The 22,052-nt window shown below is 33.7% G+C and carries 21 protein-coding genes; 17 read left to right on the top strand and 4 right to left on the bottom strand.

Annotated elements, in window-relative coordinates:
• Nucleotides 1–2: 2 nt before the first annotated feature.
• Together CLU81_RS19360 and CLU81_RS19355 are read right to left on the bottom strand one after the other, a co-directional pair.
• The gene (locus tag CLU81_RS19360) at nt 3–908 is read right to left on the bottom strand and encodes a Zn-dependent protease (protein ID WP_099711292.1); all 906 of its coding nucleotides are present in this window, start codon (nt 906–908) and stop codon (nt 3–5) included.
• A 92-nt stretch (nt 909–1,000) separates the two neighbouring features.
• The gene (locus tag CLU81_RS19355) at nt 1,001–1,462 is read right to left on the bottom strand and encodes a nuclear transport factor 2 family protein (RefSeq protein WP_099711291.1); all 462 of its coding nucleotides are present in this window, start codon (nt 1,460–1,462) and stop codon (nt 1,001–1,003) included.
• Nucleotides 1,463–1,685: 223 nt separating this feature from the next.
• On the opposite strand from CLU81_RS19355, the gene trmD reads away from it, so the two are divergent.
• From trmD to rplS, 4 genes are all read left to right on the top strand, one after another.
• Nucleotides 1,686–2,366, top strand: a complete 681-nt coding sequence (trmD, locus tag CLU81_RS19350) for a tRNA (guanosine(37)-N1)-methyltransferase TrmD (protein WP_099711290.1) — start codon at nt 1,686–1,688, stop codon at nt 2,364–2,366.
• Nucleotides 2,367–2,459: 93 nt separating this feature from the next.
• On the top strand, nt 2,460–3,284 hold the full coding sequence (locus CLU81_RS19345; RefSeq protein ID WP_099711289.1) for a GyrI-like domain-containing protein: 825 nt from the start codon (nt 2,460–2,462) through the stop codon (nt 3,282–3,284).
• Between the two features lie 104 nt (nt 3,285–3,388).
• On the top strand, nt 3,389–4,510 hold the full coding sequence (locus tag CLU81_RS19340) for an agmatine/peptidylarginine deiminase (protein WP_099711288.1): 1,122 nt from the start codon (nt 3,389–3,391) through the stop codon (nt 4,508–4,510).
• A gap of 245 nt (nt 4,511–4,755) precedes the next feature.
• Nucleotides 4,756–5,106: a 50S ribosomal protein L19 gene (rplS, locus tag CLU81_RS19335; protein WP_007804248.1), complete on the top strand. Its 351-nt coding sequence runs from the start codon at nt 4,756–4,758 to the stop codon at nt 5,104–5,106.
• Nucleotides 5,107–6,295: 1,189 nt separating this feature from the next.
• Here rplS and CLU81_RS19330 read toward each other — a convergent pair.
• A complete protein-coding gene (locus CLU81_RS19330; protein WP_099711287.1) occupies nt 6,296–6,709 on the bottom strand; it encodes a helix-turn-helix domain-containing protein in 414 nt (137 codons plus the stop codon).
• 400 nt (nt 6,710–7,109) lie between these two features.
• Here CLU81_RS19330 and CLU81_RS19325 point away from each other — a divergent pair, with 400 nt between their 5' ends.
• The 12 genes from CLU81_RS19325 to uvrB all read left to right on the top strand — a co-directional run bounded on the left by CLU81_RS19325 (nt 7,110) and on the right by uvrB (nt 20,794).
• Nucleotides 7,110–9,332, top strand: coding sequence for an NADP-dependent isocitrate dehydrogenase (locus tag CLU81_RS19325; protein WP_099711286.1), 2,223 nt, complete (start codon nt 7,110–7,112; stop codon nt 9,330–9,332).
• A gap of 257 nt (nt 9,333–9,589) precedes the next feature.
• Nucleotides 9,590–11,971, top strand: a complete 2,382-nt coding sequence (locus CLU81_RS19320; protein ID WP_099711285.1) for a TonB-dependent receptor — start codon at nt 9,590–9,592, stop codon at nt 11,969–11,971.
• Nucleotides 11,972–12,008: 37 nt separating this feature from the next.
• Complete coding sequence (locus tag CLU81_RS19315) at nt 12,009–12,830, top strand: DUF4249 domain-containing protein (protein WP_099711284.1); 822 nt, start codon at nt 12,009–12,011, stop codon at nt 12,828–12,830.
• Nucleotides 12,831–12,841: 11 nt separating this feature from the next.
• On the top strand, nt 12,842–13,324 hold the full coding sequence (locus tag CLU81_RS19310) for a GyrI-like domain-containing protein (RefSeq protein ID WP_099711283.1): 483 nt from the start codon (nt 12,842–12,844) through the stop codon (nt 13,322–13,324).
• Nucleotides 13,325–13,331: 7 nt separating this feature from the next.
• Nucleotides 13,332–13,775, top strand: a complete 444-nt coding sequence (locus tag CLU81_RS19305) for a DinB family protein (protein ID WP_099711282.1) — start codon at nt 13,332–13,334, stop codon at nt 13,773–13,775.
• Nucleotides 13,776–13,901: 126 nt separating this feature from the next.
• On the top strand, nt 13,902–14,360 hold the full coding sequence (locus CLU81_RS19300; RefSeq protein WP_099711281.1) for a RidA family protein: 459 nt from the start codon (nt 13,902–13,904) through the stop codon (nt 14,358–14,360).
• Between the two features lie 146 nt (nt 14,361–14,506).
• Complete coding sequence (locus tag CLU81_RS19295) at nt 14,507–15,169, top strand: thiamine diphosphokinase (protein WP_099711280.1); 663 nt, start codon at nt 14,507–14,509, stop codon at nt 15,167–15,169.
• Nucleotides 15,170–15,360: 191 nt separating this feature from the next.
• On the top strand, nt 15,361–16,311 hold the full coding sequence (rlmF, locus tag CLU81_RS19285) for a 23S rRNA (adenine(1618)-N(6))-methyltransferase RlmF (protein ID WP_099711278.1): 951 nt from the start codon (nt 15,361–15,363) through the stop codon (nt 16,309–16,311).
• 77 nt (nt 16,312–16,388) lie between these two features.
• Nucleotides 16,389–16,628 (top strand): uroporphyrinogen decarboxylase, encoded by a 240-nt coding sequence (locus CLU81_RS19280; RefSeq protein ID WP_099711277.1) that lies wholly within the window; start codon nt 16,389–16,391, stop codon nt 16,626–16,628.
• A gap of 207 nt (nt 16,629–16,835) precedes the next feature.
• Nucleotides 16,836–17,498 (top strand): DUF3800 domain-containing protein, encoded by a 663-nt coding sequence (locus CLU81_RS19275; protein ID WP_099711276.1) that lies wholly within the window; start codon nt 16,836–16,838, stop codon nt 17,496–17,498.
• A gap of 95 nt (nt 17,499–17,593) precedes the next feature.
• Nucleotides 17,594–18,538, top strand: a complete 945-nt coding sequence (locus CLU81_RS19270; protein ID WP_099711275.1) for an alpha/beta fold hydrolase — start codon at nt 17,594–17,596, stop codon at nt 18,536–18,538.
• A gap of 264 nt (nt 18,539–18,802) precedes the next feature.
• On the top strand, nt 18,803–20,794 hold the full coding sequence (uvrB, locus tag CLU81_RS19265; protein WP_099711274.1) for an excinuclease ABC subunit UvrB: 1,992 nt from the start codon (nt 18,803–18,805) through the stop codon (nt 20,792–20,794).
• On the opposite strand, the gene CLU81_RS19260 is transcribed toward uvrB, so the two are convergent.
• Nucleotides 20,791–21,192, bottom strand: coding sequence for an excinuclease ABC subunit B (locus tag CLU81_RS19260; protein ID WP_099711273.1), 402 nt, complete (start codon nt 21,190–21,192; stop codon nt 20,791–20,793). The two genes, uvrB and CLU81_RS19260, sit on opposite strands and share 4 nt — an antisense overlap.
• Nucleotides 21,193–21,248: 56 nt before the next feature.
• Here CLU81_RS19260 and CLU81_RS19255 point away from each other — a divergent pair, with 56 nt between their 5' ends.
• Nucleotides 21,249–22,052: an alpha/beta hydrolase gene (locus tag CLU81_RS19255; protein WP_099711272.1), complete on the top strand. Its 804-nt coding sequence runs from the start codon at nt 21,249–21,251 to the stop codon at nt 22,050–22,052.

Raw genomic sequence — 22,052 nt, 5'->3', positions numbered from 1 at the left:
GTTTATTGAATCACTGTAATGTCTTTTTTCATCAATTCAGATTCATCACTTAAGCCATTCTTTTTAAAATATTTTTCTAAATCCGTTAATCTTTTTTTATTATCATATGGAATGCAAGAATTCAATTTTCTTTGACAAACAGAACATAATCTTATCGAATGTCTGTCCGTTTCATCCATACTATTCGTACCATTCATAACACAATTTGCATTCGTACAATGATGCAAACCAAACATATGTCCAATTTCGTGAGAGCTTATTTTTAGCAATCGTGACAAACACAGATTAAAATTTTCAGCTGTTAATTTCCCATCCTGTAATCTGTAAATTGAACTCACGCCAACTTTATCACGATAAGAAGCCAATCCAAAAACATAATTCCATTCCGGTTTAGGATACAAATCCAGTTCTGAAAGTCCCATTAAAGCAATTCTGTTTACCGGTTCTTCTTCTTTTAAAACATCATTTAAAAGATAACCTGCCAATAACTGTTCATGATCAGACATCATCCTTCTAGAAGAATTTGGAACTACATCATTCGAAATAGGCTCTAAAGTTTTTGTTTTTAATTGAAAGTAAATTTCTAAATATTCATTTGTAAGCTGAATTTGTTTCTTTTGCAAAGAAGTAAAATTCCCAATCGGTCGAATGTAAATAATGTTCGCCTCTTTTGTTGGAACGATATGATTGGATCTAAAATATTGCTCAAAAGTTTGTCCTTTTTCTTTACGAGAATGCAACCAATCTCCATAAACTGGTGTAGGCAATTTAACGTCATTACTTTTGATTTTCTTAAAATATGAAGCTTCCGCAGGAGTTTCTTTTGGAATCTTTCTTGGAGTTTCTTTTGCTTTTTCTTTATTACAGGAACAGAATATTATAAAAATAAGAATAGCTATTTTCTTCATCTACTTTTTTGTTAAATATATTGAAAAAACAACTATTCTAATTTTCTACTTTGATTTTTTCTGTCAAATATTTTTTAATCTTTTTCCAATATCTATTTCTTGGTTGTATCTGCTTCAAAATTATCGAAATACGTAAAATCTTTGGTAATTAATCCGTTGTCAATTGTGAAAATAGTACAAATAGGCAATTCTAATTTTGAATTATCAGGCGCGGTTCCAGTCGAAATAAACTCTACAATAATATGATTTTCTCCGGAAGCATAAATCTGAATTACTTTATCATGTAAATCAGGGAAAATTTTATTCAGTTCAGCATATTTATCTTCCGTTTGTTTACGCGATTGTTTTACAATTCCTTTTCCAAAAGATGGATCTTTGAATTCTGCCGTTTCTATATACATTTCCGACATCTTTTTCCAATCATGATTATTAAAATAATCAAAGTATTGTTTTATCAATTTTTCATTCCGACTAGTATCTATCATTTTTGACTGATTTTGGTTATTACAGGAAATAAAAATAAAAACTGCAACAACGATTATTATTTTTCTCATCTTATTTTAGTTTTAAATTATTCTAAAAAACATTTTAAATATACTAAAATTACTCCAAAACTCACAATAACAACAATCACATCAATCTGATTATAAACAAATTAAAAAACAATCGATTATCTTTTACAAATTTTTAGACAGCAATTATTTGAATTTTAAAATCTTAAAATTCTCAAATATTAACTTTGTATCTTTGCCGCTTAGAACTATTTGAAGAAAAAAAATGCGAATTGATATTATAACGATTTTGCCGGAATTATTAAAAAGTCCGTTTGAGGCTTCGATCATGAAACGCGCCATAGACAAAGGTCTGGTTGAAGTTCATTTTCATAATTTACGTGATTATACTACGAACAAACAAAAAAGTGTCGACGATTATCCTTTTGGAGGAGGCGCCGGAATGGTTATGACTGTTCAGCCAATTGACGCTTGTATCACACATTTGAAAAGCGAACGTGAATACGACGAGATCATTTATATGTCGCCAGACGGGGAAACTTTGAACCAAAAAATGGCCAATACAATGTCGATGTATGAAAACATTATCATTTTATGCGGACATTATAAAGGTGTAGATCAGCGCGTTCGTGATCATTTTATTACGAAAGAAATTTCGATTGGTGATTATGTTTTATCTGGTGGAGAATTAGGCGCTTTGGTTTTATCAGACGCTTTAATTAGATTAATTCCTGGTGTTTTAAGCGATGAAACTTCAGCATTAACAGATAGTTTTCAGGATAATTTACTTTCAGGACCTATATATACAAGACCTGCAGATTATAAAGGATGGAAAGTTCCTGAGGTTTTAACAAGCGGTCACTTTGCTAAAATTGACAAATGGCGTGAGGATATGGCTTTTGAACATACAAAGAACAGAAGACCTGATTTGCTTGAAGGACATTAGAAAAAGTGGTCAGTATTCAGTTTTTTTTAGTATTCAGTCTTATCATGTCGAATACTGAACACTAAAATACTGAACACTGAATACTAGAAAATAATGAGTGATTTTAATCTAAAACGTATTTACAATACACGGAATTTTATTGAGATGAATTACAATCAAGTCATCTCAATAAGTTCTCTTGAAGATATTTCCAGTTACTCTTATCGAAATTTGCAACGCGTTTTTTATTCTTTATTTAAGGAAACAATTGGCGCTTATCAAACCCGATTGAAAATAGAAAACGGCTATAAAAAACTTTTGTATTCGAATGCGCCAATTTCAGATATTGCGCTTGAAGTAGGATTTGCCGATGTGCAGTCTTTTTCGAAAACTTTCAAAAAACATTTCAATTGTTCGCCTTCTGTTGCGCGAAATCAAAAGGAACTTTTATTAAACGACGTTCATCCGCAACAAACTATTTCTCCTGTTTTAGAACCTGAGATTCTTTTTATTCCCGAAAAAACAGTTTATTATTCCAGTTGTAAAACTTCTTATATCAATCCGGAAATAGAAAATCTTTGGGATACGCTATTACAAAATGAATTTTCTGAACCTATTACAGATTTCTTCGGCATTATAACAGATGATATTGTGATTACCGAAAAAACTAAATGTACTTACGAAGCTTGCATTGTTACGGAAACTATCACTAAAAACCTTCCGATAAAAAAGATTTTTGGAGGTCGATATGCTCGTTTTTTTCATCATGGATGTTACGAAACCTTAGAAGATACATATCAGCAAATCTTCGGAAAATGGTTTTTAAACAACAATTTCGAGTTCTCTCATTTGCCTGTAATTGAACATTATATTACAAACAACGGAAATTGCGATACTCCATCAAATTATCTTACGGCGATTTTTATTCCTCTTCTTTAACTTGTCCATTTTGGACAACTGTGCAATTATACTTTAGAAATACATTTGTACTGTCAAAATACCGGTATAAAATGACACTAAACACTTAATTAACAACAACTAAGATGAATAAATTATTTCTAACCCTATTATTATTGCCTCTATTCTCTTCTTGTCAGCAAGACGAAGCAATAGCAAAACCGGATGAATCAAAAAATACCGAAATTATGTATACAATGCCCGAAGAATCGGCACCACATGAAGGAACTTGGCTTCAATGGCCACATCAATATCAATATGGAATTGATTATCGAAATGATTTAGATACAACGTGGATTGCCATGACGAAATCATTAGCAACAAGCGAAAAAGTTCATATAATTGCCTACGATACAACTGAAAAAAACAGAATTACTGAGTTATTGAAAAATGCAAAGGTTTCTTTAGCAACTATAGAATTTAAAATTTTTAAAACCGACGATGTTTGGATCAGAGATAATGGCCCTATTTATGTAAAAGACAAAAACAATCAATTGGTAATTCAGGATTGGGGATTTAATGGTTGGGGCAAAAAAGCAGCTTTCAAAAATTGCAATACTATCCCTTCGCAAATTGCAAAAGATCAAAAAACGACAATTGTAGATTTAAATAGCATAATGATTAATGAAGGCGGCGCTGTAGAAATAGACGGAAACGGAACTTTATTAGCCACCAAAAGCGCGATATTAAATTCGAATCGTAATCCCGGAATGACGCAGCAACAAGCCGAAGCAAATTTTAGAAAGTATTTAGGAATAACACATTTTATTTGGCTTGACGGAAAAGCAGGAAGAGAAATTACAGACATGCACATTGATGGTTTTGCACGTTTTGGCAACACAAACACAATCGTAACCATGAATGAAAACGATTTGTTGTATTGGGAAGTTCCAGAAAATGACGTTACAACTCTGTACAATTCAAAAGACATAAATGGCAAAAATTATACTTTTGTAAAACTGCCATTGTCTAAGAATGATGTTGTAACAACTTATGGCAAAAAATTAGGCTACAAAGGCTCTTATGTAAACTATTATATTGGAAATACCGTTGTTTTAGTTCCTAATTACAATGATCCAAATGACGCCGTTGCAAATCAATTGATTCAGAATTTGTATCCTTCCAGAAAAGTAATTGGTATTGATGTTCGCAATTTATATGCAAATGGAGGAATGATTCATTGCGTTACACAACAGCAACCAAGATAAAAATTTTTTGTTTCAGGTTTCTTTTGTTTCAGGTTTCAAGTTTGGATTGCGTAATGCAGGAAACTTGAAACTTGAAACCTGAAACAAAAAAACACCTTAACAGCCATTTTATCAACAACTTAAAATAATTTACAATTAACAATTTATAATTCATAATTATTTTCTACATTTGCACCCGAATTAGACTAACCTCTGGCGAGATCCGTGAATGTTGCTCTATATAAAAACCATAATTATAAGATATCATGGCAGATTTAATGAAATTCGTTCAAACCGAATTAGTTGCTAAAAAAGATTTCCCTGTTTTTGGAGCTGGAGATACTATCACAGTTTTCTACGAAATTAAAGAGGGTGAAAAAACAAGAACTCAGTTTTTCAAAGGAGTTGTTATTCAAAGAAGAGGTTCTGGTAACACAGAAACTTTTACTATCCGTAAAATGTCAGGTGCAATTGGAGTTGAGCGTATCTTCCCAGTAAACTTACCAGCTTTACAGAAAATTGAAATCAACAAAAAAGGAGCTGTACGTAGAGCTAGAATTTTCTACTTCAGAGAACTTACTGGTAAAAAAGCTAAGATTAAAGATAAAAGAAGATAATCATTTATCTCTTTGTTATAAAAAAGCTCGTTTCATTTATTTGAAACGAGTTTTTTTTGTGCCTGATTTTTAAAATATTTTGCGTGATCTTTTTCAGGAGCTAATCCCGCTCCCGAAGTCTCGGGACGTTTCAATCTTTTGTGCCTCCCGAAGCCTCGGGACCGGCACAAAAGGATTTTCTCCCGACACTTCGGGACTATCGGGGCTAGGGCAATTGTTTTCATAACAATATTTTCGTTTAGTTTTGGCTTTCTTGCTCTGTCAAATAGAACCGTGAATACCTTTGTCAAAGTTTTAAACTTTGACAAAGGTTTACGTTATCTAAATATTCGCAATCTTGTCATTTCGACTGAAGGGAGAAATCATACGCGGGATTCGGCAAAGATTGGCGACAATATTGAACGCGGATGACGCGGATTCGCTTTGCGAAAACACGGATTAAAACGGATTTTATCAGCTTAATCTTGTCATTTCGACGGAGGAGAAATCTTCGTGAGTAACTCCGTTCCTAAAGTCGTCAATCTTTGCCGAGTTTCTTACGAAGATTTCTCGTTCCTCGAAATGACAAACTCTACGGATTACTGTCGAGCTTCGGGACGCAATCAAAATCGCCAATCTTTACCGAATCCCGAGTGTGATTTCTCCCTTCGGTCGAAATGACAAGATTGAGTAATCAGCAACAATTTGTTCCATCGGAACATCTCATCGGTAGAAAAAAAATAGATTGTGAAAAATATCGTCCTGTAAGGACGTTTGACAAATTGTGCGTCTAATATGTATGTGTTTTTGATGTCATTATTTATAAAATCAAACGTTCCTACGGAACGTCAAAAATGCCGTGTTTATTTGATTACCGATGAGATGTTCCGATGGAACAAAAAAGATAGCGAACAGACGAAGTAAATCACACGCGGGACGCAATCAAAATCGCCAATCTTTGCCGAATCCCGCGTGTGATTTCTCCTCCGTCGAAATGACAAGATTGTGGAGATAATCGCGCTTAATAAACAAAAATTTCTCATTTTACGGTTTGCGTGAGGGATAGAAGTGGAAAGCCCACAGCCTGACGAAGGAAGTGCGAGGACTTGCAGCGGATAGCCCGACCCGCCTTTTTCGGCGGGGCACGCCCAAAATAAAAAAACCGACACTCTTAAAGCATCGGTTTGTATTTTAATGAAAGATTGGTTTTCTATTTTTTTAATAGTTTTTCCAAATATTCGATTTTGTCTTTTTCAGCTTGTAGTAAACGTTCGTAAAGCTTTTCTTTTTCCTGATAAGTTTCAATTAATTTATCTAATGGATTGAAAGTACAATTATTATTATGTCCCAAATGACCGTTATTGATACTATTATCGTGGAAAGTATTAAAATAGCTAATCATATTTTCTTCTGAAAAATTTTTAATTGCTTCTACACTTACTCCCAAAGCTTTTGCAATTTCTACCAATTTTTCTTCCTCTATCGTTTCACTGTTTTCAATAGCCGATATAGCTTGTTGGTTTGTTCCTAAAGCCTGCGCCAAAGCTTCTTGCTTCATATCACGAAGTTCACGAATACGGCTAATTTTTCGCCCTATATGATTTGGTTTTGTAAGTGTGCTCATAATTCAAAGATAATGATTAAGCGTAATAATAAACAACAAGTAAAAAACATATTAAACAATGTATCTCACATTTGTTATATGTCTTTTGCATTTTAGTCAAAAATACAATTTTTCATACAAAAACAAGCAAAACCAAAATGATTTTAAGCAACTGTAGTATTTCCGTTTTCCGAAATGTTCTGCTTTTACTTAAGATTCATCAAAACTGTAATTTTTTAATACCAAAATCACCAATTTAGCAATTAAATGAGTCCGAAATAACAATCTGATAATTTCAGCATTTCTCATCAAAACTACACCGTTTTCGGACTGTTTTTATTATATTTGCTCCGCTCATTTTGAGCCGACTATACCTTTACATCGCTTAATCTCGGCGATACGATTATAAAAAAAAAAAGAAATGAAACAGAATTCAAAAATCTATTACACCTTAACTGATGAGGCGCCATTGTTAGCGACTTATTCTTTTTTACCTATTGTTCAAGCATTTACTGCTACGGCTGGTATTGCTATTGAAACTAGAGACATCTCTTTAGCAGGTAGAATTTTATCGAATTTTCCTGAGTTTTTAACTGATGATCAAAAAACCGGAGATGCTTTGGCTGAACTTGGTCAATTAGCAACACAACCTGAAGCTAATATCATCAAATTACCAAACATTTCAGCATCTGTACCGCAATTAAAAGCAGCTATTGCTGAATTACAATCTCACGGGTACAAAATTCCTAATTATCCGGAAGATCCTCAAAATGATGCCGAAAAAGATGCTAAAGCAAAATATGCTAAAGTTTTAGGTTCTGCAGTAAATCCTGTTTTACGTGAAGGAAATTCTGATCGTAGAGCGCCAAGAGCGGTTAAGAATTTTGCAAAAGCAAATCCGCACTCAATGGGTGCTTGGTCTGCTGACTCAAAAACTAAAGTTGCTTCTATGCCAAACGGTGATTTCTACGGAAGTGAAAAATCGCTTACTGTTGCTGAAGCTAATGATGTAAAAATCGAATTTGTTGCAAAAGACGGTACAACTACTGTTCTTAAAGCAAGTACTCCGCTTAAAGCTGGTGAAATAATTGATAGTTCTGTTTTGAACTTACACGCTTTAAAAACTTTTGTTGCAGGCGCAATTGCTGAAGCAAAAAAAGAAGGTGTTTTACTTTCTGTGCACTTAAAAGCTACAATGATGAAAGTTTCAGATCCAATTATCTTTGGCGCTATCGTTGAAGTATATTTTGCTGATCTTTTCAAAAAATATGAAACTTTATTTGCTGAATTAAACATTGATACAAGAAACGGTTTAGGTGATATCTACGCAAAAATTGCAGGAAGACCTGAACAAGCTGAAGTTGAAGCTGATATTACAAAAGCTATCGAAAACGGACCAGCTCTTGCAATGGTAAATTCTGATAAAGGAATTACAAACTTACACGTTCCGTCTGACGTTATTGTTGATGCTTCTATGCCGGCAATGATTCGTACTTCTGGACAGATGTATAATAAAGAAGGAAAACAACAAGATACACTTGCTGTAATTCCGGATCGTTCTTATGCTGGAGTTTATACTGCAACAATCGATTTCTGTAAAAAACACGGTGCTTTTGATCCAAAAACAATGGGAAGTGTTCCTAACGTAGGTTTAATGGCTCAAAAAGCAGAAGAATACGGATCTCACGATAAAACTTTCCAAATGAAAGCTGACGGAGTTGTTCGTGTGGTTGACAATAAAGGAACTGTTTTAATGGAGCAAAACGTTGAGGCAAATGACATTTTCAGAATGTGTCAGGCTAAAGACGCTCCAATTCAGGACTGGGTTAAACTTGCTGTAAACAGAGCTCGTTTGTCTGATACTCCTGCTGTTTTCTGGTTAGACGAAAACAGAGCGCATGATAGAGAATTGATTGCAAAAGTTCAAAAATACCTTAAAGATTACAACACTGTAAACTTAGATATTCGTATCCTTAACCCAATTGCTGCTACAGAATTTACTTTAGACAGAATCATTAAAGGTTTAGATACTATCTCTGTAACAGGAAACGTTTTACGTGATTATTTAACTGACTTATTCCCAATTTTAGAATTAGGAACTTCGGCTAAAATGTTATCTATCGTTCCGTTAATGAACGGTGGTGGATTGTTCGAAACTGGTGCTGGAGGATCTGCTCCAAAACACGTTGAGCAATTTACAGAAGAAGGATATTTACGTTGGGATTCATTAGGAGAATTTTTAGCTCTTGGTGCATCTTTAGAGCATCTAGGACAATCTTTAGATAATTCTAAAGCAATTGTTTTATCTGAAACTCTTGACGAAGCAAACGATAAATTCCTTGCAAACGATAAATCTCCAGCTCGTAAAGTTGGTCAAATTGACAACCGTGGTTCTCACTTTTACCTTGCTTTCTATTGGGCACAAGCTCTTGCAGCTCAAAATAAAGATGCTGAATTGAAAGCTATCTTTACTCCAATTGCTGCTGAACTTGAAGCTAATGAAGCTAAAATCGATGCGGAATTAATTGGTGCACAAGGAAAACCTCAAACTCTTGGTGGTTACTACCAACCAACTCCTGAGTTAGTGAGCAAAGCAATGCGTCCAAGTGCAACTTTCAATGCAATTATCGCTGAAATAAAATAATCAATCCGAAAAGACGCACTGCTGTGCGCCTCTACGATATGTTATAAATTTAAAAAGACAACTCTAAAAGGTTGTCTTTTTTTTTGTCTAATACTTTTGTAAGACATAAAACGCAAATAAGGAAATTATGCATTAAAACAGCAAATAAAACACTGATAATCTGTAACAAAAAAAAAATATTCTTAACTTATCTTTAACAAACGTTCCGTAGTTATATTTAGTAAGAATTATTAACTATGTGTTTCAAAACCAAGACAATGATTAGTAAAAAAATTGGGTTTCTTTTTATACTGCTCTTAACGACTTTTATATCATTCTCTCAGGAAAAATTTACCTTAAGCGGTACCATTACAGATTATAAAAATAACGAAACCTTAATTGGAGTAAATATTTATATTCCCGCACTAAAAATTGGAACTACAACCAATGAATACGGTTTTTATTCGCTTACTATTCCCAAAGGAGAACATGAAATCGAGATAAGTTATGTAGGTTATCAAACCATTCAAAAAACCATTACTCTAAATCAAAATACTAAAAACAATTTTGCAATTAACGAAAGTGGCGAAGAACTCCAAGAAGTTGTAATTACAGACAACAAAAGAAAGATCAACATCAAATCGCCGGAAATGAGCACCAATAAGCTTTCTATTGCTACAATAAAAAGAATGCCGGTTGTTATGGGTGAAGTCGATGTTTTGAAATCGATTCTACTGCTTCCAGGAGTTACAAATGCTGGCGAAGGCGCTTCGGGGTTTAATGTTCGTGGCGGCGGCGCAGATCAGAATTTGATTTTATTAGACGAAGCAACTATTTTTAATTCTTCACACGTTTTTGGTTTTTTCTCCGTCTTTAATCCCGATGCTATTAAGGATTTAAAATTATACAAAGGCGGAATTCCTGCTCGCTATGGCGGAAGAGCTTCTTCGGTTTTAGATATTTATCAGAAAGACGGAAACAGTAAAGAATTTCATCTAAACGGAGGAATTGGTTTGGTTTCCAGCCGTCTTCTTGCCGAAGGACCTTTGGTAAAAGATAAAGGTTCCTTTTTAATTGGCGGAAGAGCTTCTTATGCACATTTGTTCTTGAAACTTTCCGAAAAGAATAAAGATAATGCCGCTTATTTTTACGATTTAAATACCAAACTAAGCTATAAACTAAACGACAATAACAGTTTGTATTTATCAGGGTATTTTGGTCGCGATGTTTTTAGTCTGAATAAAAGTTTCACCAATACTTACGGAAATTCAACCTTAAATCTGCGCTGGAATCATTTATATAACGATAAATTATTTGCCAACTTATCATTAATTTACAGTGATTACTATTATGGACTTGATCTGAACTTTGTAGGTTTTAATTGGGATTCAGGAATTAAAAATTACAACATCAAGTACGATTTCAAAAACTACATTTCAGATAAGTTCAAATTGAATTATGGCTTAAGCGGAATTTATTACGAATTCAATCCTGGAACAATTAAACCAACTAATATTAAATCCGGAATTAATCCCGATCAACTAGATAAAAAATACGCTTTTGAACCTTCTGTTTATATTGAAGCCGAAAATCAGCTTTCGAAAAAAATCACGGTTTCTTACGGATTACGTTATAGTTTGTTTTATCGTTTAGGAGAATCAACCATTAATTATTACGATAATAATGAACCTGTAGTTTTCGATACAGATATGCAGATTTATGAAAAAGGAATTCCAACTTCGACTAAATATTTTGGAAAAAATAAAGTCATTCAAAACTATAATAATTTAGAACCACGATTCGCAGTTTCCTATCAGCTCAATGATGATCAATCTATCAAAGCAAGCTATAATCGCATGGCACAATATCTTCAGTTAATATCGAATACCTCATCTCCTACTCCGCTCGATGTCTGGATGCCAAGTGATAATTATATCAAACCACAAATTGCAGATCAGGTTGCTTTAGGTTATTTTAGAAATATTCAAAACGGCGCTTATTCACTTGAAGTAGAAACTTATTATAAAAAGATTCAAAACAGACTTGACTATATAGATGGTGCAGATTTAATTGCAAACGACGCTATCGAACAAGTAATTCTAAACGGACGAATGCGCGCTTATGGTCTGGAAATTATGCTAAAGAAAAACGAAGGCAAATTCAACGGATGGATCTCCTACACATTATCAAAATCACAACAACAAACTCCGGGAAGAACTCCCGAAGAAACTGGGATTAACAACGGTCAATGGTACAGTTCGCCTTATGATAAAACACATAATCTGGCAGTAACATCTGCTTATAATCTAAATGAAAAATGGTCTTTTGGTGCTAACTTTGCTTTGCAATCCGGTCAGCCAGTTACGTATCCAAACGCACAATATGAATATTTAGGAATCACGGTTCCAAGTTATGGTTTACGAAATGAAAATCGTTTGCCCGCATATCATCACTTAGACGTTTCGGCAACTTTGACGCCTCGAACAAACAAAGACAGAAACTGGAAAGGCGAATGGGTTTTTAGCATTTATAACTTGTACAATCGCCAGAATGCTGCCTCTATAAACTTCCGTCAGAATGTAGATACAGGCGCTAATGAAGCCGTACAAACATCAATTTTCGGAATTGTGCCGGCTGTTAGTTATAATTTTAAATTCTAAAAAACCATTTTCTTTCAAAAGAAATAAAAGATATACTATGAAAAAAGCAACCTTAATAATCGTGTTTTTTATGTCACTTTTCTTCGCAAGTTGTGAAGAAGTTGTTGATGTAAATTTAGATACAGCGCCACCAAAATTAGTAATTGAAGCCGCTATAAATTGGGAAAAAGGAACAACCGGAGCTCAACAAGTTATAAAACTAACAACGACAACAGGTTATTTTGAAAGCAAAATTCCAATCGTTACAGGAGCAACAGTTTATATCCGAAACAGCACAAACCAACTGTTTACTTTTAACGAAGTTCCTAAAACCGGTCGATACGTATGTACAAACTTCAAACCTAAATTAGAAGAACAATATACACTGACCATAATTAGCAAAGGAAATACTTATACCGCCAGCGAAACCTTAAAATCTGTCGCTCCCATGACAAGAATAGAACAAAATAATGAAGGCGGATTTTCAGGAACAGATATTGAAATTAGAGCCTATTATAATGATCCAGGTGACGCAGACAATTACTATCTTTACAAATATTTATATTCCAACAAAGTAACGTCTACTTATTATGCTGATGAAGATAAATTCTTTCAGGGGAATGAATTTTTCAGCAAATCAAATGACGATGATTTAGAAGTTGGAAACACAATTGAAATTACCCATTTCGGAATTTCAAAACAATACTATAATTACATGACTATTTTGGTCAGTATTGCAGGAAGTAATGTTGGCGGACCATTTCAGTCGCCACCTGCAACCGTAAAAGGAAACATTATCAATACAACTGATAAAGCCAATTATCCATTAGGATATTTTTCACTTTGCGAAACCGTTACAAAAAAATACAAAATCGAATAATTAAGTAAAAAATGGAAGCCCAAATCAAAATTTTTACCGAAAAAAAACTTGTAGGTAAGCACATCGATATGTCTTTTATAGAAAACAAAACTTTTCAATTATGGAGTAGTTTTATGCCAAGAAAAAAAGATATCAAAAATTCGGTAGATTCAAATTTATACTCACTTGAAGTTTTTCCAGTTGGACATTTTGACAATTTTGACCCCAGTAATATATTTCAAAAATGGGCAGCAGTAGAAGTTTCCGACTTTGATCATATTCCAAAAGAAATGGAAACCTTAATAATTCCAACAGGATTATATGCCGTTTTTATTCATAAAGGTCCACAAAGTGAAGGTCATAAAACCTATCATTCTATTTTTGTCGAATGGCTTCCAAATTCCGATTATACAATCGACGAAAGACCACATTTTGCCGTAATGGATGAAAGATATAAAAAAGACGATCCAGATTCTGAAGAAGAAATTTGGATTCCGATAAAAAATAAAAACTAAAAATATCATGCTAATCGAAACCTTAAAATCGCTTTTTGAAAGAGATCTTAACAAATTAAAACTCGAAATAGAATCGTATCAAAACGAAAGTCAGATTTGGGCAATTGACAAACAAGTTTCCAATTCAGCCGGAAATCTTTGTTTACACCTTATCGGAAACATCAACCTTTTTATAGGAAACCAAATTGGCAAAACAGATTATGTTCGCGATCGTCCTTTAGAATTTTCTCTTAAAAACGTCCCAAGAGCCGAATTAATTGCCAAAATAGACGATACAATGCTGGTTGTAGATAAAGCGCTAGATACATTATCTATTAATGATTTAGAAGAAATTTATCCCATGATAGTTTTCGAAAAAGAAATGACAACAGGCTTTTTTCTGGTACATCTTTCTACACATTTAGCCTATCATTTAGGGCAAATCAATTACCATAGAAGATTGTTAGATTAGTAAATTTTCAGTCTCAGTTTTCAGTAAACTGAGACTGAAAACTATTCAAAAAGCTTCAACATATGTAAAGGCATAAAAATTAGAATTAGACAACCTTTGTCAATACTTAATTCTAAATTTTAAAACATGAAACATTTACTTCTTGCCTTACTTTTATTTTCTGCATTTGGTGTAAAAGCACAAACTTTCAAAAATCCAGCATCTTTATTCGATCCAACTCCTTACGGTTTTAGTCACGCTTCATCAGTTTCTACTCCTGGCGAATTCGTCTACATTTCCGGTCAAAGTGGCGGATTAGGCAAAGAACATTCCTTAAGCAATAACTTTAGAGAACAAACACAAGTTGCCTTAAAAAACATCGTAACAGTTCTTGACAGCTATAATCTAAAACCTGAGAATGTTATGAAAATAACGATTCTAATAGTCGATCATTCCCCGGAAAAACTCAAAATATGGGAAGAAGAAATAAGCAAAGTCTGGAAAAACAAACCATTTCCGGCAAGCACATTAATTCCAGTTTCAAAACTAGCCATCGACGGAATGTTAATCGAAGTCGACGCAACAGCATTTAAAACAACAAAATAAGTTTTCTGAACCATTAAGATATTAAGAAAAATTAAGTTTTAATCTTAATATCTTAATTCAAAAAAATCTAAAATCTATCCCGAAACTTCGGGACTACAATCTCAACCTTTCGTACATTTGCACCACATTTCAAATCAAGAATCATAATGTCTTCACACCATATCGTACGCGACGACCAGGAACCAGCCTTAATTATTGCCAACGGAGCAGCATGTAATCCAGAGTTATTAGGCCAATTATTAGAATGGTCGCCATTGGTAGTTGTGCTCGATTCAGCCATCGAAAGAGTAATCGAATTAGACATTAAAGTCGATGTACTTTTAGGAGATTTCGACCACGGTTTTGATCCCGAAATTTACAAAACATCACAATATCCAATCGAAATTGTACATACACCAGATCAAAACAAAACCGATTTAGAGAAAGCCTTCGATTATTTAATCGAAAGAAAAATTCCTGCCGTAAACGTAGTTTGGGCAACCGGAAAACGCGCAGATCATACCATTACAAACCTTACAAATATCGTTCGTTACCGTAATTTAATCAAAATTGTAATTCTCGACGATCACTCCAAAATCTTTTTATTACCCAACAAATTCGAGAAATGGTACACTGCAAAAACACCAATTTCCCTGATTCCAATTGGCGTAGTAAACGGCATTAATTCCATCAATTTAGAATATCCATTACAAAACGACACCTTAACAATTGGCTACAGAACTGGCAGCAGCAATTCTGTTACTCAAGACGGATTAGTTACTATTACTCATACTGACGGCGATTTATTGCTAATGGAATGCATGGATTAACGAATTATCAACTTTAGTGAAGTCAAAGATTATTGGAATTTTCAGGAGCTATTTCCTGCTGTCCACTATATCTTTTCCTGGCTAAAGGAGCCAGAAAAAGGATGCCGTTCTCATCAAGGCTAGAACGATGGTTTCCATAATTACCTCTTTCTCCAAAAGGAATGACTATCTTTGCACGGAAATTCACAAAAATGAAAGAAACAGACAATTCCGAAAAAAACATATTACATTCCAGAAATCTTCATCGTTCCCGTTATGATTTCAAACTTCTTATCGCGAATTGTCCTGAATTAAAACCTCAAGTCGCCGTAAACGTTCACGGAATTGAAACTATAGATTTCAGCAATCCAATTTCAGTAAAATTGCTCAACAAAGCATTATTACAAACGTATTACGACATTCGAAATTGGGATATTCCTAAAAATTACCTTTGCCCTCCAATTCCCGGAAGAGCAGATTACATACATTACCTAGCCGATTTATTAGCAGAAACCAATAACGGAATGATTCCTCAAGGTTCATCAGTCTTAGGATTAGATGTAGGAACCGGCGCCAATTGTATTTATCCAATTCTGGGAAATGCAATTTACGATTGGAGTTTTGTAGGAACAGATATCGACGAAAAAGCAATTGAAAATTGCAGTAAAATCATCGAAGCAAATCCGCAATTAATTGACGCGATAAGTTTACAACAACAAACAGAATCTCGTTTTATATTCAAAAATATTATCACTCCAGAAGATCGTTTTACCTTCACGATGTGTAATCCTCCTTTTCATTCTTCTGCCGAAGATGCGAATCAAAGCACCGTTCGTAAAGTTTCGAATTTAAATCCAAAAGAAAAGAAGAAAACAAATCCTGTTTTAAACTTCGGCGGTCATAATGCCGAATTATGGTGTGATGGCGGCGAAATTGGTTTTGTTACCCAAATGATTTACGAAAGCGCAAAATTTGCTATGCAATGTTTGTGGTTTACGACATTAGTTTCAAAAAGAGAAAATTTGTCCAGCATTTACAAAACATTGAATAAAGTAAATGCCGCTTCAATCAAAACAATCGATATGGCTCAAGGCCAAAAAACAAGCCGTGTTGTAGCGTGGACTTTTATGAGCGAAAGTCAACAAAAAGCATTCAAACTTTAAAACTCTGATTTTCAGCACTAAAACTTGATTTTATAATTTGCTTTTGGTAAATTTACTATAAAAGCAATTAATAAATTATGGCTGATTATATTGGTTACCTCGCATCGTTTTTTATTGTCGGAGGTTTTCTGTTGAAAGATCTCAGAACAATACGCTTTATAAATCTCTTTGGATGCATCTGTTTTGTTCTTTACGGCATCTTTCTAAAAGATTATAAAGATGTTAGTCAATGGCTTTTACCCGTTATTATTCCAAATGCTATTTTGGCAATCGTGCAAATCTATCATCTAACCGTAAAAGATCCTAAGAGATTGTAACCAGATATAAAACCAAAATAATTCCTACAAATTTATCGTAGTCAATTTTTTATTGTATATTTGCATTATATAAATAGGTAATTCCTGAGTCAACGTGGCGGTGAAACATCTACCATAAATGTATTGTTAATGCATCGTTTTCAGGGGCTATTTTTAAAAAATACCAAAGGGCTTTATTAAGCCCTTTTTTTTGTGCCTTTATTTTAGATGATGAAAATATATATTGACGAAAGCGGAGATTTAGGATGGAAATTTGACAAACCAAACAGAGATGGTGGTTCAAGTAGATTTATCACAATTACGGGAATTATTATCTCTAAAGATGAAGAAAAGTATATCTCTCGTTTTATTTCTGATATTTATAAAAAATATAATTTAACGCCAAATATTGAAAAAAAAGGTGCCAATTTCATATCTGAGCATTCATCGTTTATAACTTCTCAACTAGCAAATAAAATAATTACTAAGAGCACTTCATTTAAAATTATTTCAATTACAGTAAATAAATCAAAAGTCTATAAGTCATTAAGAAAAGACAAAAACATATTTTATAATTATGTTCTTGGCTTATTATTAAAGCCTGAAATTATTCAACTTGATAACGCCGAAATTGTATTAGACAAAAGAACGATCAAAGTTAGCCATGGCGAAAGTTTTCCTGATTATATAAAAACAGAAATTTGGGGACAAGGAATTGATATAGATATTTCTTGCGAATTTTTAGAAAGCACTAATAATAAAATGATTTGGTTTGCAGACTGGTATGCGAATTTTATTTGGAGAAATCATGAAGACAACGAATCTAGCTCCCATATTATTTTAATGGAACTCCCTAAAAATAGATTTGTAGAAAAAAAACTTTTCTTCTAGATAAAATTTAAAGCATTGTAATTCTGATACTTTAAACTAAAATTCTGATACTTTGTCTCTGTAATTCTCAGTACCTTTAAAGTAAATTGAATTACATGAGTACGCCAAAAATATTTATTAGAACTATCCTATTTCTTTTACTTGCAAGTTGCGCTTCGTCTAAAAAAGCAAAATTTGAAGATTACGTTTTTAAAACGAAATCTGAAAAGCAAACCTATTTAAGTTCCTACGACAAAGCCCTAAAACTTTGGGATATTCCATATTCAGAAGAAAATATAAAAACCAGTTTTGGAACAGCACATATTGTAATCGCCGGACCAAAAAACGGAAAAGATCTGGTTTTACTCCACGGAATGGACGCCAGTTCAACGATGTGGTATCCAAATATTAAAGCTTTAGCCAAAAATCATCACATTTATGCCATTGATTTTTTGATGGAACCCAACAAGTCCACATTAACAGCAAAATCACTTTCGTCTGACGAAATAGTCCTTTTATACAACGAAATCTTTACACATTATAAATTAAAGAAATTTGACATTGTAGCAGCTTCTCGTGGCGGTTGGATTGCAACTTTATTAGCCGTTCAAAAAGACAATTCGATAGACAAACTAGTTTTACTAAGTCCGGCACAAACCTTTAAATTTATAGACAAAGTAAGAAAAACAAGTTCTGCTTTAATGTTGAAACTTTTCCCAAGCGAAAAGAAATTCGGAAAGACATTAAAAACCTTTTCTACACATCCAGAAAAAATTAGTCCCATTTATAAAAAGCAATTTTATCTCGCCAATAAATACGCGAAATCAAATTCAAGCATGCTTAAAATGACACCTTTTTCAGATAAAGAATTAGAATCTGTAAAAAACCCTGTTTTAGTATTAATAGGCGATCACGACGTTATAAATTCCGAAGAAAGTCTGGAACGCGCACAAAAATATTTACCCAATTGCAAAACTAAAATAATCAAAGATGCCGGGCATTTTCTATCTATAGATCAATCGAAAATTGTAAATGATGCAATGGTTAATTTTTTAGAATAATTGGCAATGACTAGCAAAGTCGCAGAGATTTTGTCATTTCGACGGAGGAGAAATCTCCGTGAGAAGCTCGACAAAGATTAGATTTTCATTGCGGAGTTACTTGCGAAGATTTCTCCTCCGTCGAAATGACAAGATTATGCTTAAGCATTCGGACTTTGCAGGATTAATTTTAAAATTCGTGAAATTCGTGGCAAACCTTTTTTATCTTTTTTATAGAATTCAAACTTTGTATCTTTACAAAACTAATCTTTTCATCCTTCAAAAATGAATTTCCAAGTATCCTCAGAGTATAGTCCAAAAGGTGATCAGCCACAAGCAATTGAAAAACTTTCGCAAGGTATTGTAGACGGCGAAAAATATCAGACTTTATTAGGAGTTACGGGATCCGGAAAAACATTTACGGTTGCAAATGTTATACAAGAAGTTCAGAAACCGACTTTAGTTTTGGCACATAACAAGACTTTAGCGGCACAATTATATTCAGAATTCAAGCAATTTTTCCCAAATAATGCGGTTGAATATTTCGTTTCTTACTACGATTATTATCAGCCTGAAGCTTTTATGCCTGTAACGGGAGTTTTTATTGAGAAAGATTTATCTATCAATGAAGAACTTGAAAAAATGCGTTTGAGCACCACTTCTTCACTACTTTCAGGACGTCGGGACGTCTTGGTTGTCGCTTCTGTTTCGTGTTTATATGGTATTGGGAATCCGGTTGAATTTAAGAAAAACGTAATCGAAATTTTCAGAGATCAGGTAATTTCCAGAACAAAATTATTACACAGTTTAGTACAAAGTTTATACGCCAGAACCGAGGCCGATTTTAATCCGGGAACTTTTAGAATAAAAGGTGACACGGTAGAAGTATATCCAAGTTATGCCGATGATGCTTTTAGAATTCACTTTTTTGGAGATGAAATCGAAGAAATAGAATCGTTTGATGCAAAGACATCACAAGTAATTGAAAAATTCAAAAGACTAACGATTTATCCCGCTAATATGTTCGTGACTTCTCCGGAAGTCCTGCAAGGGGCGATTTGGGAAATTCAGCAGGATTTGGTTAAACAAGTTGATTATTTTAAAGAAATAGGAAAACATCTCGAAGCAAAACGTCTCGAAGAACGTACCAATTTTGACTTAGAAATGATACGAGAATTAGGATATTGCTCCGGAATCGAGAATTATTCCAGATACCTTGACGGAAGACAAGCCGGAACAAGACCGTTCTGTTTATTAGATTATTTCCCGAGTGATTATTTAATGGTTGTAGATGAAAGTCACGTAACCGTTTCTCAGGTTCACGCCATGTATGGAGGCGATAGAAGCCGTAAAGAAAATCTGGTTGAATACGGTTTCCGATTACCTGCGGCAATGGACAACAGACCTTTAAAATTTGAAGAGTTTGAAGCCATACAAAATCAAGTGATCTATGTATCTGCAACACCGGCAGATTACGAATTACAAAAAACAGATGGTATTTATATCGAGCAAATTATTCGCCCAACAGGATTGTTAGATCCAATTATCGAAGTAAGACCGAGTTTGAATCAAATCGACGATTTAATCGAAGAAATTCAGGTACGCTGCGAATTAGACGAAAGAGTTTTAGTGACTACTTTGACTAAAAGAATGGCCGAAGAATTAGCCAAATATTTAACTAAAGTAAACATTCGTTGTCGTTACATACACTCTGAAGTTGATACTCTGGAACGTATCGAAATTATGCAGGATTTACGAAAAGGTATTTTTGATGTTTTAATTGGTGTCAACTTACTTCGTGAAGGTCTTGATTTACCGGAAGTTTCTCTAGTTGCAATTTTAGATGCTGATAAAGAAGGATTTCTTCGTAACTACAGATCTCTAACACAAACTATTGGTCGTGCGGCAAGAAACCTGAACGGAAAAGCAATTATGTATGCCGATAAAATAACGGCGAGTATGCAACGAACAATCGATGAAACAGATTATCGAAGAACAAAACAAATAAATTACAACGTCGAAAATGGTATTACGCCACAAGCTTTAAACAAAAAAATCGACAGTGCTTTTACCAAAAATCCATTAGTAGAATACGAATTAGGACATACATTATCTATTGCCGCAGAACCAGAAACGGCATATTTATCGAAAGCTGATTTAGAAAAAATGATTCGTGAGAAACGCAAATCGATGGAAAAAGCAGCTAAAGAATTAGACTTCTTGCAAGCTGCAAAATTGCGTGACGATATTAAAAAACTTCAGGAACAATTGCCTTAATTGTGTTGTTCCTGAAAAACTTTCAATAAAATCTTAGGATCAATCATCGCATTTGGTGCATTTTTCATTAGATCTAAAACACGTTTTACAGCACTTGGATTTAATCCCATTTCAAGCGCAATTTGTCTAATTGCAGTAGATTCTTTTTCGTGCAAAACACCATCGCAATACATAATCAAAGCCAATCTGTAGAATTGTTGAATACGCTGAAATTCTGATCTTATGACTACAATGGTTTCTTCCTGATGAAATAAATCTTTAAAATCTGAGAATTGTATATTTAATTCCTGAGCAACAATCCATAAAAAATCATATTCTCTTTTATGTAATTTGCCGTCAACGGTAGAAAAAGCAATCATTTCTAAAAGTAAACTTCTCTTTTCGGTCTCGGTATTCATCAATTTATTATTTTTAGCTAAATTATTGTTTTTAAATCTAAAACGCAAAAGAACTCATGATTCGAGTATTCTTCTTTTCTATTTTTCTTTGGATGACTTTTGTTGGAAATGCACAACAAAGTACGGCTTCAAAAAACGTCTCTACTTTTACAATTGAAGCGCCTCAATTAAAAACCACTAAAAAAATCTGGATCTATCTTCCCGAAAATTATTCGGCTGCAGCCCAAAAGAAATATAGTGTAATTTATATGCAAGATGCTCAGAATTTATTTGATGCTAAAACTTCTTATGTTGGCGAATGGAATGTCGACGAAAAACTGGATAGTCTTAAAGCACAAGTAATTGTAGTTGGTATCGAACATGGAAACGACAAACGTATTGACGAATTAACGCCTTATAAAAACGAAAAATACGGCGGCGGAAATGCCAATAATTATGTTGATTTTATCGTAAAAACTTTAAAACCATATATCGATAAAAACTACAGGACTAAACCAAAAGCTAAAAATACCATTATAATGGGAAGTTCCCTTGGCGGATTAGTTTCGTATTATGCTGCTTTGAAATATCCCGAAGTCTTTGGAAAAGCTGGTGTTTTTTCACCTTCTTTTTGGTTTTCAAATGACATTTACACCTTAACGGAACAAGCGCCGAAAATCAAAACAAAAATTTACTTTTTGTGTGGTGATAAAGAAGATGATGACATGGTAAAAGATGTAAATAAAATGGAACGTTTATTAGAAAAAAATCGCTGTTATTGTCTTCATTTAACCAAAACTAAAATTGTAAAAGGTGGAGAACATAACGAAAAGCTTTGGCGTGATGGTTTTGTAAATGCAGTGCTTTGGCTGGGTTATTAA

It is taken from the genome of Flavobacterium sp. 9, from assembly GCF_002754195.1.
Lineage (GTDB): Bacteria > Bacteroidota > Bacteroidia > Flavobacteriales > Flavobacteriaceae > Flavobacterium.
The sequence above is the reverse complement of the archived record's forward strand: the minus strand, read 5'-3'. Positions and strand labels throughout refer to the sequence as shown.